The organism is Glacieibacterium frigidum (assembly GCF_007097155.1).
Classification (GTDB): Bacteria; Pseudomonadota; Alphaproteobacteria; order Sphingomonadales; family Sphingomonadaceae; genus Glacieibacterium; species Glacieibacterium frigidum.
The window spans coordinates 522,450-535,729 of record NZ_VJWA01000001.1; the positions used below are offsets into that span (position 1 = coordinate 522,450).

Annotated in this window: 17 protein-coding genes and 1 tRNA gene; 7 read left to right on the plus strand and 11 right to left on the minus strand. The window is 69.1% G+C overall.

Annotated features, from left to right (window positions below):
* Positions 1-41 precede the first annotated feature (41 nt).
* Entirely contained in the window at positions 42-872 is an 831-nt protein-coding gene (locus FMM06_RS02540) for an alpha/beta fold hydrolase (RefSeq protein ID WP_143554644.1), read from the minus strand.
* A gap of 127 nt (positions 873-999) precedes the next feature.
* On the opposite strand from FMM06_RS02540, the gene FMM06_RS02545 reads away from it, so the two are divergent.
* The 4 genes from FMM06_RS02545 to FMM06_RS02560 all read left to right on the plus strand — a co-directional run bounded on the left by FMM06_RS02545 (position 1,000) and on the right by FMM06_RS02560 (position 3,953).
* Positions 1,000-2,328 carry a S41 family peptidase gene (locus tag FMM06_RS02545; RefSeq protein ID WP_143554645.1) on the plus strand — a complete coding sequence of 443 codons (1,329 nt, stop codon included), beginning with the start codon at positions 1,000-1,002 and terminating at the stop codon, positions 2,326-2,328.
* An 80-nt stretch (positions 2,329-2,408) separates the two neighbouring features.
* Positions 2,409-2,990 (plus strand): YqaA family protein, encoded by a 582-nt coding sequence (locus FMM06_RS02550; protein ID WP_143554646.1) that lies wholly within the window; start codon positions 2,409-2,411, stop codon positions 2,988-2,990.
* On the plus strand, positions 2,980-3,441 hold the full coding sequence (locus FMM06_RS02555) for a disulfide bond formation protein B (protein ID WP_143554647.1): 462 nt from the start codon (positions 2,980-2,982) through the stop codon (positions 3,439-3,441). Before FMM06_RS02550 ends, FMM06_RS02555 begins: the two co-directional genes overlap by 11 nt.
* Positions 3,420-3,953 carry a demethoxyubiquinone hydroxylase family protein gene (locus FMM06_RS02560; protein ID WP_143554648.1) on the plus strand — a complete coding sequence of 178 codons (534 nt, stop codon included), beginning with the start codon at positions 3,420-3,422 and terminating at the stop codon, positions 3,951-3,953. The genes FMM06_RS02555 and FMM06_RS02560 overlap by 22 nt, the downstream gene beginning before the upstream one ends.
* Here the strand turns inward: FMM06_RS02560 and hspQ are convergent.
* Positions 3,950-4,294, minus strand: coding sequence for a heat shock protein HspQ (gene hspQ / locus FMM06_RS02565; RefSeq protein WP_143554649.1), 345 nt, complete (start codon positions 4,292-4,294; stop codon positions 3,950-3,952). The genes FMM06_RS02560 and hspQ overlap by 4 nt on opposite strands.
* Before the next feature lie 143 nt (positions 4,295-4,437).
* Between hspQ and FMM06_RS02570 the strand changes: the two genes are divergently transcribed.
* A tRNA-Ser gene (locus tag FMM06_RS02570) sits at positions 4,438-4,527 on the plus strand.
* A gap of 24 nt (positions 4,528-4,551) precedes the next feature.
* Here FMM06_RS02570 and FMM06_RS02575 read toward each other — a convergent pair.
* The 4 genes from FMM06_RS02575 to FMM06_RS02590 form a co-directional block, all read right to left on the minus strand.
* Positions 4,552-5,151, minus strand: a complete 600-nt coding sequence (locus tag FMM06_RS02575) for an Isoquinoline 1-oxidoreductase subunit (protein ID WP_143554650.1) — start codon at positions 5,149-5,151, stop codon at positions 4,552-4,554.
* Positions 5,148-7,292 (minus strand): xanthine dehydrogenase family protein molybdopterin-binding subunit, encoded by a 2,145-nt coding sequence (locus tag FMM06_RS02580; protein ID WP_143554651.1) that lies wholly within the window; start codon positions 7,290-7,292, stop codon positions 5,148-5,150. Before FMM06_RS02580 ends, FMM06_RS02575 begins: the two co-directional genes overlap by 4 nt.
* Positions 7,289-7,744, minus strand: a complete 456-nt coding sequence (locus FMM06_RS02585; RefSeq protein WP_143554652.1) for a (2Fe-2S)-binding protein — start codon at positions 7,742-7,744, stop codon at positions 7,289-7,291. The genes FMM06_RS02580 and FMM06_RS02585 overlap by 4 nt, the downstream gene beginning before the upstream one ends.
* 72 nt (positions 7,745-7,816) lie before the next feature.
* Positions 7,817-8,209 carry an MAPEG family protein gene (locus FMM06_RS02590; RefSeq protein WP_143554653.1) on the minus strand — a complete coding sequence of 131 codons (393 nt, stop codon included), beginning with the start codon at positions 8,207-8,209 and terminating at the stop codon, positions 7,817-7,819.
* Positions 8,210-8,282: 73 nt separating this feature from the next.
* Between FMM06_RS02590 and FMM06_RS02595 the strand changes: the two genes are divergently transcribed.
* Complete coding sequence (locus tag FMM06_RS02595) at positions 8,283-9,188, plus strand: ROK family protein (RefSeq protein ID WP_143554654.1); 906 nt, start codon at positions 8,283-8,285, stop codon at positions 9,186-9,188.
* 60 nt (positions 9,189-9,248) lie between these two features.
* On the opposite strand, the gene FMM06_RS02600 is transcribed toward FMM06_RS02595, so the two are convergent.
* Together FMM06_RS02600 and arfB are read right to left on the minus strand one after the other, a co-directional pair.
* Positions 9,249-9,602: a CsbD family protein gene (locus FMM06_RS02600; protein WP_185965007.1), complete on the minus strand. Its 354-nt coding sequence runs from the start codon at positions 9,600-9,602 to the stop codon at positions 9,249-9,251.
* A gap of 116 nt (positions 9,603-9,718) precedes the next feature.
* The gene (arfB, locus tag FMM06_RS02605) at positions 9,719-10,138 is read right to left on the minus strand and encodes an alternative ribosome rescue aminoacyl-tRNA hydrolase ArfB (RefSeq protein ID WP_143554656.1); all 420 of its coding nucleotides are present in this window, start codon (positions 10,136-10,138) and stop codon (positions 9,719-9,721) included.
* A 21-nt stretch (positions 10,139-10,159) separates the two neighbouring features.
* On the opposite strand from arfB, the gene FMM06_RS02610 reads away from it, so the two are divergent.
* Positions 10,160-10,795: a glutathione S-transferase family protein gene (locus FMM06_RS02610; protein ID WP_143554657.1), complete on the plus strand. Its 636-nt coding sequence runs from the start codon at positions 10,160-10,162 to the stop codon at positions 10,793-10,795.
* Here the strand turns inward: FMM06_RS02610 and FMM06_RS17075 are convergent.
* The 3 genes from FMM06_RS17075 to FMM06_RS02625 are packed head-to-tail and all read right to left on the minus strand — an operon-like array spanning position 10,776 to position 13,068.
* The gene (locus FMM06_RS17075; RefSeq protein WP_143554658.1) at positions 10,776-10,988 is read right to left on the minus strand and encodes a hypothetical protein; all 213 of its coding nucleotides are present in this window, start codon (positions 10,986-10,988) and stop codon (positions 10,776-10,778) included. The two genes, FMM06_RS02610 and FMM06_RS17075, sit on opposite strands and share 20 nt — an antisense overlap.
* Positions 10,985-11,866, minus strand: coding sequence for an EamA family transporter (locus tag FMM06_RS02620; RefSeq protein ID WP_235889030.1), 882 nt, complete (start codon positions 11,864-11,866; stop codon positions 10,985-10,987). Before FMM06_RS02620 ends, FMM06_RS17075 begins: the two co-directional genes overlap by 4 nt.
* Complete coding sequence (locus FMM06_RS02625; RefSeq protein ID WP_143554659.1) at positions 11,863-13,068, minus strand: multidrug effflux MFS transporter; 1,206 nt, start codon at positions 13,066-13,068, stop codon at positions 11,863-11,865. Before FMM06_RS02625 ends, FMM06_RS02620 begins: the two co-directional genes overlap by 4 nt.
* Between the last annotated feature and the right edge of the window lie 212 nt (positions 13,069-13,280).

Consider the following 13,280-nt stretch of genomic DNA (forward strand, 5'->3'; position numbering starts at 1 on the left):
GTCCGGCATCCCGGCTTTCGCCGGGATGCCAAACAGTCAATTCAGGCCGCGTCGAGCCCGCGCAGGAAGGTCAGCAGGTCCGCCGTGACCTTGTCCTTGTGCGTCGCCAGCAGGCCATGCGGCGCGCCGTCGTACTCGATCAGCTGCGACCCCGGGATCGCGCGCGCGGCGGCGCGGCCCGAGATGTCGATCGGCACGGTTTTGTCGGCGGTGCCGTGGATGATCAGCGTCGGGACTGTGAAGCTCGCGAGGTCGGGGCGGAAGTCGGTCTTGGCGAAGGCATCGACGCAGTCGAGCGTGCCCTTGAGGCCCGCCTGCAGCGCCAGCGACGTCGACCAGTCGATGACCTCGGCGCTGACCGGCGACGAGATCAGCCCGGCGCCGTAGAAGCTCTTCATGAACCCCGCGAGGAACTTGGGTCGGTCCTCGAGGATGCCTGCCTTGATCTCGTCGAACACCGCCTCGGGGGCGCCGTCGGGGTTGGTGCCGTCCTGCAGCAGGTAGGGCACCACCGACGCGACCAGCACCGCGGCGCGCGCCTGGCCGGGGAAGCGCGTCAGGAAACGCGCGACCTCGCCGCCGCCCATCGAGAAGCCGATCAGCACGGGGTTGTCGGCTTCGGTCGCCTCGATCACCGCCGCCAGGTCGTCGGCGAGCGTGTCATAGTCGTAGCCGTCCCACGCCTGCTCCGACCGGCCGAAGCCGCGGCGGTCGTAGGCGATGACGCGGAAGCCGGCATTGGCGATGGCATAGGCCTGGTCGTCCCAGCTATCGGCATTCAGCGGCCAGCCGTGCAGCAGCACCACCGCCGGGCCGTCGCCCCACTCCTTGATGTACAGCTCGGCGCCATCCGAACCTTCGACATAGGGCATGATCGTCTCCTTTGAATGCCGCCACCGAACGCCTGCGTGCGGCAACGTATCCGCCGCGTGTGCACTGTGGCGTTCGGACGTTGCAATGCTATGATAGAGCTTCCCGGGGGCGGGAGGAGTCTCGATCATGCTGTCGAACCGCTGGAAGATCGCGCTGCCGCTGGCGGCGCTGGCGCTGATCCCGGCTAGCGCTGCGGTCAATGCCGCGGCCGAGAGCGACACCTACAAGCAGCTCGACACGCTTATGGACGTGTTCGAGCGTGTGCGTACCGATTATGTCGACAAGGTCGACGACAAGACGCTGATCGAAGGCGCGATCAACGGCATGCTCGCCAGCCTCGACCCGCACTCGGGCTATCTCGACGCGCGCGACTTCGGCAACATGCGCCAGACCACCGACGGCGAATATGGCGGGCTCGGCCTGACGGTCTCGACCGAGGAGGGTGCGGTCAAGGTCATCGCGCCGACCGACGACACGCCCGCGGCGCGCGCGGGGCTCAAGCCCGGCGATTACATCACCCACCTCGACGGCGAGCTGCTGTACGGCCTGACGCTCAACGACGCGGTCGACAAGATGCGCGGCGCGCCGGGCACGACGATCAAGATCACCGTCGTCCGCGAAGGCAGCCCCAAGCCGATCGACTATACGCTGAAGCGCGAGGTCATCCAGATCCGCCCGGTCAAGTCCGACGTGAAGGGCACTGTGGGCGTCATCCGCATCTCGGCGTTCAACAAGAAGACCGGCGACGCGACGCGCGCCGCCGTCGCCGATATCGAGAAGAAGCTGGGGCCGAAGTTGACCGGCTTCGTCATCGACCTGCGCTCGAACCCGGGCGGCCTGCTCGACCAGGCGATCGAGGTCAGCGACGTGTTCCTCGACCGCGGCGAGATCGTCTCGCAGCGCGGCCGCGCCAAGACCGACATCCAGCGTTATTACGCGCGCGCCGGCGACCTGACCGGCGGGCGGCCGATCGTCGTTCTCGTCGACGAGGGCTCGGCCTCGGCGTCGGAAATCGTCGCGGGTGCCTTGCAGGATCACCGCCGCGCCGTCGTGCTGGGTGCGCGCAGCTTCGGCAAGGGCTCGGTCCAGACGCTGCTCCCGCTGAGCACCGAAGGCACGGGCATTCGCCTGACCACGGCGCGCTACTTCACGCCCGCCGGGCGCTCGGTTCAGGAGGGCGGCATCGAACCCGACATCACCGTGCCGCAGCTTAGCGACGCCGTCGTGCGCGACCGGCCGCGGCTGCGCGAGGCCGACCTGCGCCGCCACCTCGTCAACGAGATCAAGGCGACTGACGACAAGCTGGTCGAGGCCGACGCCAAGCCCGATCCGCGCTTCACCGAGACTGCCGAGAGCCTGAAAAAGGCGGGCATTCTCGACTATCAGCTCGACTATGCGGTCAAGCTGATCGGCCGCACGGCGATGGCGGCACCGGTGCAGACGGCGTCGCGCTGACCTCTGGAGGGCGCGAGGTTTCGCCGCCTCGCGTAATGCTCTAGGGGCCACCCGCGCCTTCAGCTGAATCGGACCATCCCTTGCTGCGACGTGTCTACGACTGGATGCTCGGCCTTGCCGGCCGGCGCGACGCCGAAGTGTGGCTGGGGGTCGTGTCGTTCGCCGATTCGAGCTTCTTTCCGCTGCCGCCCGACATCATGCTCGCGCCGATGTGCATGGCGCGGCCGGAAAAGGCGCTGCGCTTCGCCTGGACCTGCACCTGGACGGCCGTGGCGGGCGCGCTGCTTGGCTATGCCATCGGCTATGCGCTGTTCGAGCTGATCGGCCAGCCGCTGCTCAGCGCCTACGGCTACCAGGACAAGTTCGCGGAGTTCGCGGCCGACATCAAGGCGAACGGCTTCTGGTGGATGCTGGCGTTCGCCTCGCTGCCGATCCCCTACAAGGTCGCGACGATCGCCGCGGGCAGCGTGCAGATGGACCTGGTGACGCTGATCGTTGCATCGTTCCTCGGCCGCGGCGCGCGCTTCTTCCTCGTGGCTGTGCTCATCAAGCGCTACGGCGAGGTCGCGCAGCGGCTGATCGACAATCACTTCGAGAAGCTCGCGGTGCTGTTTACCGTGCTGTTCTTCGGCGGCTTCGCGGTGGTCAAATATGCGCTCTGAGGCGGCCGCCAACGCACTTGTTCTGGTCGGCCCGGCGGCGCTGCTCGGCGGCGCGCTGCTGTTCCAGCATGTCGGCGGCCTGTACCCGTGCGAGATGTGCATCTGGCAGCGCTGGCCGCACGCCGCGGCGCTGGTGCTCGGGTGCGTCGCCTGGGCGATGCGCAGCAACCGCGCCGTCGTTGCGCTCGCCGCGGTCGCGGTGCTGGTCAGCGGGGCCATCGGGGTGTTCCACGCCGGCGTCGAGCTGAAATGGTGGGAGGGGGTGACCGCGTGCAGCGCGAACCTCGCGGGCGGCAGCCAGGCCGACATCATGGCGTCGATTCTCAACACGCCGCTGGTGCGTTGCGACGCCGTGGCATGGTCATTGTTCGGCATTTCGATGGCAGGGTGGAATGCGATCCTGTCGACCGGGATCGGCGGAGGTACATTATGGCTGCTGGCTCGAAAGTGACGCGCGAGAGCATCGCCGCGATGATCCGCGTCGATCACGCCGGCGAATATGGCGCGGCACGTATCTATGCCGGGCAGCTCGCGGTGATGGGATCGCGCGCGCCGGGCAGTTCGGCGATCGCGCGCATGAAGCAGCAGGAGCAGCGCCACCTCGACGTCTTCGACCGGCTGATCAGCGAGCGCGGCGTCCGCCCGACCCTGCTCGGGCCGATCTGGCACGTCGCGGGCTACGGCCTCGGCGTCGTTACCGCCTTGATCGGCCCGCAAGCCGCGATGGCGTGCACCGCCGCGGTCGAGACCGAGATCGACGCGCATTACCAGGAACAGCGCGACGCGCTCGGAACCACCGACCCCGAGCTTAGTGCGCACATCGAGGATTTCCAGGCCGAGGAGGTCGAGCACAAGGCGACCGCGCTCGAGCACGGTGCCGAGGGCGCGTTCGGCTATCCGCTGATGTCGGCGATCATCCGCGCCGGATGCCGGGTGGCGATCGCGGCGACGAAGCGGATTTAATTGCGGACTTCCGGCCGCAGGATATAGCGCCCGTCCTCGAACCCGCCGAACATCTGCGGGATCGCAGGATGGCCGACTTCCTCGCCGCCGTCTTCGCGGATCAGGTTCTGCTGGCTGACATAGGCGACGTACGCCGACTCGTCGTTCTCGGCGAGCAGGTGATAGAAGGGCTGGTCCTTGCGCGGGCGCACGGGCTCTGGGATCGCCTCCCACCACTCCTCCGAATTCGCGAATTCGGGATCGACGTCGAAGATGACGCCGCGGAAGGGAAACAGCTTGTGGCGCACGACTTCGCCGATGCCGAAGGTCGCGGTTGCCGTCGTGGTGGGATGCTCCGTCATACTCTGCCTCACGCGGGTGCCAGCGCACCCTGAAGGACAACATATAAGACGTGACGAGGTTTCGTGAAGGGGATTGGCAAGTGGCCGCCTGCGCGGCTATACGCCCGCCTTCGACCGGGCTTCGGCCCTGACGCGCCCCATGCGGAGAGGTGCCAGAGTGGTCGATCGGGACGGTCTCGAAAACCGTTGTGCGTGTAAGCGCACCGTGGGTTCGAATCCCACCCTCTCCGCCATGGGCCCTTTGCCCGATCCGAAACTCAAGCCGGGCAGGCCGCGCCATTTGCGGCCCAGGCCTTGAACAGCGCGCCGAATTCGGCCTGGGTGCCGGGGGCGGGGGTGCGCTTGCCGCCAGGCTTCCAGCCCCAGCCGACGAGTTCGTCGGCGGCCATGTGTTCGATCAGTGCGGCCATATCCATGTCGCCGTTGCGCTTGCGGTCCTTGATCTGAAGGCAGATCTGGCCGAGCGTCTTGCCCTGCCAGGCCTGCTCGGCGGGGGCGAGCGCCCATTTCGGGTTCCCCGGAACGCCCGCGACATCGTAGTTCGTGTCGTGGTGGCAGGTGTTGCAGCGCAGCCCGACCGCACCGATGCCGCCGTCGCCGCGAACGACCAGCGGCATGTGCGGGCGCATGTCGTCGGACTGGGTCGGGCGCGGCGTGGCGGGGTGGCAGTTCAGGCAGCGCGGGTGCTGGATGACCTTGCCGACCTCGGCGAACAGCGCCAGCGCGCGCGGCTTGCCGGCGGGGATCGCGTCGAACGAGGCCAGCGGCTTGAGCGTCTTCGCCATCGGCGGGTGGCGCATCGGCGCGGCTCCCGCGACGGTCGCGGCGACGAGGAGCAGGGCGGCAATTCGGATCATGCGGTACGCACCATGGGCAAACGGGTCGGGCGGTCGCGGCCGAGCTTGGCCAGCGCGTTGGCGATCGCCGGCGCGCAGGGCGGCACGCCGGGCTCGCCGATGCCGGTCGGCTTCTCGGTCGACGCTACGATGAGGACCTCGACCGCGGGCATCTCCATCCCCCGGAGCGAGCGATAGTCGTTGAAGTTCGACACCGTCGCGCGGCCGGCGACGAGCGGCACTTCCGCATAGAGTGCGTGGCCGACGGCATAGCCGACCCCGCCCTCGATCTGGGCGCGGATGATGTCGGGGTTGACGGCGACGCCGCAGTCGACCGCGCACCAGATCTTGTGGACTCGCGGCTCGCCGTCGGTGCCGACCGAGACTTCGGCGACCTGTGCGACGAAACTGTTGAAGCTTTCGACCACCGCGACGCCGTGCGCGCGGCCCTTGGGCGGCGCCTTGCCGTTCCAGTCGGCCAGCTTGGCGACCGCCTTCAGCACGCCTGCGGCGCGCGGCTGCGCCGCCATCATCTCGAGCCGTCCGGCGACGGGGTCCTTGCCGGCGGCGACGAGCAGCCGGTCGACGAAGGTCTCGACGACATAGCCGGTATGGGTGTGGCCGACCGAGCGCCACCACAGCGTCGACACCGGCGACTTGTCGGCCGTGACGTCGCAGCGGAACGCCGGAAAGGCATAGGGCGGGTTGCTGCCGCCCTCGATCATCGTCGAATCGATGCCGTTCCTGACCACCATCGCCTCGAACGGCGAGCCGATCATGAACGACTGGCCGACGACGCTGTTCGACCAGGCGACGATGCGGCCGTCCTTGATCGCGCCCTTGATCCGGTGGACGAACAGCGGGCGGTAGTGCCCGCCGTGGATGTCGTCCTCGCGCGTCCAGGTCAGGCGGATCGGCGTGCCCGGGCCGATCGCCTTGGCGCACTCGGCGAGCTCGGCGGCGAGGTGGCAGCTCGGCTGCGCGCGCCGCCCGAAGCTGCCGCCCGCCAGCACCGTGTCGATCGCGACCTTGTCGGGGGCCACGCCCAGCACGCCGGCGATCGCGCCCTGGTCGCCGGTCTGGATCTGCGAGCCGAAGCGCGCGCGGGCCGACGTGCCGTCCCACTCGATGAAGCCGCCCAGCGGCTCCATCGGCGCGTGCGCGAGATAGGGGAATTCATAGACGGCCTCGACGACCTGCGCGCCGGGCGTTGCGAGGGCCGCATCGACGTCGCCGGTTTTGGCGGCGGTCGTGCCGGGCGTCTTGCTGCGCTCGGCATAGGCGGCGAACATCGCGTCGCTGCCGCGCGTCTCTGCGGCGCTCTCGTCCCACTTGATCGCCAGCGCGGCGCGGCCCTTAATCGCGGGGTAGGTGCTCTTGGCAAAGACCGCGACGCCGCTTCCGATCTGCTTGACCGCGACGACGCCCCGCACGGCGAGCGCCTTGCTGGCATCGAACGACGCGACCTTGGCGCCGAAGCGCGGCGGGTGCGCGACGACGACGGTCAGCATGTTCGGCGCGGTCTGGTCGATCGAGAATTTGGCGGTGCCGTCGGTCTTGGCGCGGCTGTCGACCTTGAAGCCCTTCTGGTCGCGGCCGATCAGCGTGAACTTGGCGGGGTCCTTGAGCGTCACGTCGGCGGGCGCCGGCAGCTTGGCGGCCGCATCGGCGAATGCGCCAAAGCCGCTCTTCCGGCCGCTCGCGGGATGCGCAATGACGCCCTTGCTGACCGTGATCTCGCTTGCCGGCACGCCCCACGCCTGCGCCGCCGCGGCAACGAGCATCGCACGCGCCATCGCGCCGGCGCGGCGCAGCTGGTCGTAGCTGTTGGCGATCGCCGACGATCCGCCGGTGCCCTGCACGCCAAGCAGGCCGTTGGCGTAAAGGCGCACGTCGGCGGGAGCCGCGGCGGCGCGCATCTGCGACCAGTCGGCGTCGAGCTCCTCGGCGACGATCGTCGGCAGGCCGGTCCACGGCCCCTGGCCGAACTCGATATGCTTGCACAGCACGGTGACGCTGTCGTCGGCGGCGATGCGGATGAAGGCGTTGGGGTCGACCGGCGCGGGCGCCCCCTGCGCTAGCGCGCGGCCCATGCCCATCGGCAGCACCAGCCCGATGACCAGCCCGCCACCCAGCACGGCGCGGCGTGAGAGGGCGGTCATGCGATCGCCTTCGCGGCTTCGTGAATTGCCGCGCGGATGCGGATATAGGTCGCGCAGCGGCAGATATTGCCGTTCATGGCGAGGTCGATGTCGCTGTCGGTGGGCTTCGCGATCTCGCGCAGCAGCGCAACCGCGCTCATCAGCTGCCCCGACTGGCAATAGCCGCACTGCGGTACGTCGAGCCTGACCCACGCATCCTGCAGCGCCTTCGCCTCGGTGCCGGTAACCGCCTCGATCGTCGTGATTTCGCCGGTCACCGCCGACACGGGCAGCGAGCAGGAGCGCAGCGGTTGCCCGTCCATGTGGACGGTGCACGCACCGCATGCCGCGATGCCGCAGCCGAACTTGGTGCCGGTCAACCCCAGCTCGTCGCGCAGCACCCAGAGCAGCGGCGTGTCCTCGTCGACGTCGACGGTTCGCGGCTGGCCGTTCACGGTGAGTTTGTAGGTCATCAGCGGCTCGCCTGTCGCCCGCGCAGGGGCAGGGGTTTCAACCGTGTAACGATGTCACTAGACAGATTTATGTCAAGATACGGCGGCGAACAGCAGCATTGCCAGCCCGGCGAAACTGACCAGCCAGACGATAGAGCGCAGCCACGGCACGCCGGCAGCGTAGAGCGGCAGATAGGCGATCCGCCCGAACAGATAGAGCTGGCAGCCGAGCACGGTCAGCGCGCTCGACTTCCCCGCGACGTGGAGGATCAGCACCGCGGCGATGAACAGCGGCAGCGTCTCGTACAGATTGTCCTGTGCGCGGCGCAGGCGCTCGGCGACCGAGGACAGCGGCGGCATCGCGGCATCGCGCGCGCCGGTGTTCCACTTGACGCCGTACTGGCCGGTGCGCGCGATATCGAAGGCGAAGATCTGGACGACCGCGAGCACCAGCGTCCACGCCAGCAGGGTCAGTTCGGTGGTCATGCTTTATTCCCCCGTTCCGGTCGGCTAGGCCGCCGACCTGGGGTCAGCATGACGGCGGACGAGGGCAGCGGCAATGCGCATCGGCATCGACCTCGGCGGCTCGAAGATCGAGGGGGTGGCGCTGGCGCGAGACGGCAGCGTCGCCGGCGCGCTGCGCGTGCCGACTCCGCAGCATGACTATCCCGGCACGATCGCCGCGGTTGCGCAGGTCGTCGCGGCACTGGAGGCCGAGACCGGCGTGACGGCGAGCGTCGGCATCGGCGCGCCGGGCTCGGCCTCGCGCACCACCGACGCCCGGGGCAACCGCCTGTGGCAGGGAGCGAACGCCACGTGGATCAACGACCGGCCGTTCGAGGCCGATCTCGCTGCTGCGCTGGCCCGCGAGGTGCGGGTCGCCAACGACGCCAACTGCTTCACCGTCTCCGAAGCCGCCGACGGCGCGGCCGCGGGTGCGGCGGTGGTGTTCGGGGTAATCATCGGCACCGGCGTGGGTGGCGGGCTCGTCGTCGACGGCCGGCCGATCACCGGGCGGCACGGCATCGCCGGCGAATGGGGGCACGTGCCGCTGCCCTGGGCGCGCGCCGACGAGTTTCCGGGCGAGGTGAACTTCTGCGGCCACTACGGCACGATCGAGACCTGGGTCGCCGCGAAGGCGCTCGAGCGCGACTATCTCGCTCGCGGCGGGAGTGCCCTGCGCGCCACCGACATTGCCGAAGCCGCCGGCAGCGACCCGGTCGCGGCAGCGGCGTTCGACGACTATGTCGAGCGGCTGGCGCGCGGCCTCGCGATGGTCGTCAACATCCTCGATCCCGACTGCATCGTGCTGGGCGGCGGTGCGAGCCGGATCGCGGCGCTGTACGACCGCCTGCCGGCGCGCATCGCAGCCTATGCCTTCACGTCCGCCTTCGACACCCCCGTCGTGCCGGGGCTGCACGGCGATGCCAGCGGCGTGCGCGGGGCAGCGCAGCTCTGGCCATGAAAAGGCCGGGCCCCTTCGCAGGGGCCCGGCCGGTACGCTTTTACTCAGACGGCGACGTGATTAGTCGCGGCGGCCGCTGACCAGCCAGCCGAGCAGGAAGCCGAGCGCAACACCGCCGGCGATGATCGCGACGGGCTGCTCCTGGACGACGGCCTTGGCCTTCTCGGTGCCCTGGGCGGCATAGCGGCTGGCGGTCTCGCGAGCGCGCTGCACCGACTCGGGCGCGTTGTCGGCCCACTCGGTGACCTTCTCGCGCGCCTTGCCGTAGACGTCCTGGACCTTGCCCTTGAGCTCGTCGATCTTGCCTTCGGCCTGGGTCTTGGTGTCGCCCGTGACGTCGCCGATGAAGCCCTCGGCCTTGCCGCCGAACTCGTTGAGCGTGCCTTCGACGGTGTCGCTGTTGATGGTGGCCATGATGTAATTCCCTTCGTACGTGAATGGTGCAACCGATATGGGTCGGCGTTGCGGAAGCACAACGAGCATGCCGCCAAAATGTTCACCGCGCCGCAGCAATCATCGTGCGCGCGAACCTATTCGTCTCGAATCCGCCCGCGCGTCGCCTTCACGGCACCGCGCAGCACCTTGCCCTCGACACGGCGCGCCTTGGTCGCCTTGGGCACTTTTGTGGCGCGGCGCGGCACCGGCGGGGCGGCCGCCTTGACGATCAGCGCGACCAGCCGCTCGCGGGCGTCGGCGCGGTTGCGCTCCTGCGTGCGGAAACGGTCGGCGGTCAGCACGATGACCCCGTCGCGCGTCAGCTTCGATCCCGCCGCGTGCATAAGGCGGACCGCGACGGCATCGGGCAGCGCGCGGCAGCGGCGTGCGTCGAAGCGCAACTGCACCGCGCTCGACACCTTGTTCACGTTCTGCCCACCCGGGCCGCTGGCGCGGATGAAGGTCTCGACCAGGTCTTTCTCGTCGATCTCGATTTCGGGGGTGACGGCGATCATCGGCCGATTGTACGCTGCGGCATGATCATCATCCACCACCTCAACGACTCGCGCTCGCAGCGCATCCTTTGGCTCTGCGAGGAGCTCGCGCTCGGCTACGACATCAAGTTCTACATGCGCGACGTGACCACCCGCCTCGCGCCGCCCGAGTTGAAGGCGATCAACCCGCTCGGCAAGTCGCCGGTGATCGAGGACGGCGACCTGGTACTCGGCGAGTCCGGCGCGATCGTCGACTATCTGATCCGCACCCACGGCAAGGGCGCGCTGGCGCCGGCGCCCGGCACTGCGCTCCACGAACATTATCTGGTCTGGCTGCACTTTGCCGAAGGATCGGCGATGCTGCCGTTCATGCTGCGGCTGTACACTGGGCGGCTCGGCGATGCGGCGGCACCGCTGAAGCCCCGGATCGACGAGCAGATCGCCAGCCATCTGAAGGTCTTCGAGGATGCGCTGGCCGGCAACGACTGGCTGGTCGGCGACGCGCTGTCGGGCGCCGATATCATGATGAGCTTCATCGCCGAATTCACCGCGATCCAGGGTTTGGGCGACGCCTATCCGAACATCGTCGCCTATGCGCGGCGGATCCAGGCGCGGCCGGCGTGGCAGGCGGCGCTGGAGCGCGGCGGGCCGTACGCCTTCACTCTCCCCGCCGCCTGACCGCGAGCAGCGCCAGCACGCCCGCGAGCACGGCGAAGAGGAACGCGAGGCCCAGGCTGAGCGCGATCAACCCGCCGATCGCCCGGCCGTCGCTGCCGACACCGACGGCGATGTCGTAGATCAGCAACGCGACCGGTGCCGCAAAGCCCAGCAGCGCGCTGAGGATCAGGCACGGGCGGATCAGGCGGATCATGCGACCGGCAACGCACGGCGCAACAGGCGCGGTCCGAGCAGGTTGACCGCCAGCCCGCCGAGGATCAGCGCGCCCGCGCCGAGCTTCCACGGCTGTAGCGGCTCGCCGAGGAACCACGCCGACGCCGCCATGCCGAACACCGGCACGAGCAGGGCCATCGGAGCGACGCTCGCCGCCGGGTAGCGCGCCAGTAGCCAGCCCCAGGCGCCGAAGCCGAACATCGCATTGCCGACCGCTTGCCACAGGACCGCGAGCCACGCGCCCCAGCCCGCCGCCAGCGTCGCCGCGACGACGACCGACGGCCCCTCGAAGACCAGCGCCAGCACGATCAGCGGCGGCACCGCGAACAGGCTCGACCAGACGACGAAGGCCAGCATGTCGATGCGCCCGGCGCGGCGCTGGACGATGTTGCCGAACGCCCAGCTGAGCGCCGCGACGAGGCACAGCGCGACGCCCGCCAGCGTCGTCGTGCCGCCGGTATGCGCGACGATGATGCCGAGGCCCGTGCCGGCCAGCGCCAGCGCCAGCCACTGGATGCGCAGCAGGCGCTCGCCGGTGCTGCGCATGACCAGCGCGATCGTGAAGAACACCTGCACCTGCATCAGCAGCGACGCGAGACCCGGCGCGATCAGCCCGTCGATGGCGATGAACAGCAGCCCGAACTGCCCGACGCCGATCAGCAGCCCGTACGCGGCGAGGTCGCGCATCGGCACTCCCGGGCGCTTGAGGAACAAGGCCGCGGGGAACACCACCGCAGCAAAGCGCAGCGCCGCGAACAGCAGCGGCGGCAGCTCGCCCAGCGCAAGCTTGATGACGACGAAGTTCGTCCCCCACACCGCGACCACCGCAAGCGCGAGCAGGAACGCACGCGGCGTCACGGCACGCGGCGCGGCAGCGCGAGGCCGAACAGCGCCGCCGCACTGCCGCTCATGCAGATCAGCATCGCGATCGTCATCGGCAGCGCGGTGCCGTCGTGCGCCAGCCCGACCAGGGTCGCGACGACAGCCCCGAACGCGAACGCCGATGCGCCGATCAGCGCGGAAGTCGTCCCGGCGCGCAGCGCGTCGACCGCCAAAGCCCCGGCGGTCGTGTTCGCCGCCATGAAGCCATAGCTCGCCAGCACCGCGAACAGCGCGACCAGCATCGGCACTATGCCGGCCCCGGTAGCGGTCGCGACGACCAGCGCCACCGTAGCGGCGATCCCGGCGAGTGCTGCGACCTTCAGCACGTCGTCGGGCTGGTAGCGGGTCAGCAGGTGCCGGTTGACCTGGCTGCCGCCGATCACCGCGACCGCGAGCAGCGGGAACAACCAGCCGAAGGCGAGCGGCGAGAAGCCCCAGATGTTGATGATCAGCTCGGGCGCGCTGGCGATATAGCTGAACAGAACCGCACCCTGCAGCGCGCCCGCGAGGATGTAGCCGACCAGCCGCCGGTTGCGCAGCAGGTCGAGGTAGGAGCGCAGCGGCGACTCGGCGCGCGCCTGCGCTGCGGTCGCGTCCGACCGGCTCTCGTCGAGGCGCAGATAGACGGCGATCCCGACTAGCGCGCCAAAGCCCGCAAGCGCGACGAAGACGGCGCGCCACGACACCAGCGAGGCGAGCAGCCCGCCCGCCGCCGGGGCGAGCATCGGCGCGACCGCGAGCACCAGGACAAGCAGCGAAAGGATGCGCGCCGAAGCGACATGGCCGTAGCGGTCGCCGACCACCGCGCGCGCCAGCACCTGGCCGCAGCACGCTCCCAGCGCCTGCGCGAAGCGCCCGGCGATCAGCCATTCGATGGTCGGTGCGAAGGCACACGCCAGCGACGCGACGACGTACACCGCGCAGCCGAACAGCAGCGCTGGCCGCCGCCCGACACGGTCGGAAACGGGGCCATAGATCAGCTGGCCCACCGCCATGCCGATGAAGAAGGCCGACATGGTCAGCTGCACCCGCGCCGGCGTCGCGTCGAGCGCGCGACCGATCTCGGGCAGGGCCGGCAGGTACAGGTCGATCGTCACCGCGCCGAACGCCGTCAGGCTGCCGAGCAACAGGATTTCGCCGAGCTTGGGCTCGCGGACGGGGGCGGCGGATTGCTGCATCGCAGCAGAAATAGTCGCTGGACCCGATCGAAACCACCCTAAGCGCCGAAACTAAGTCGTTACAAGTTGTTCATGTACATTCCGAAATATGCGACGAACCGAATGTCGAAAGTTTGGCAATAGGCATCCGAAGCAAATGTACAACCGTATCTGGCGCGTGGCTGACAAAAGTATCGCCACTACCGCCTCGGAGTAGTTAGAGGCCATTAACT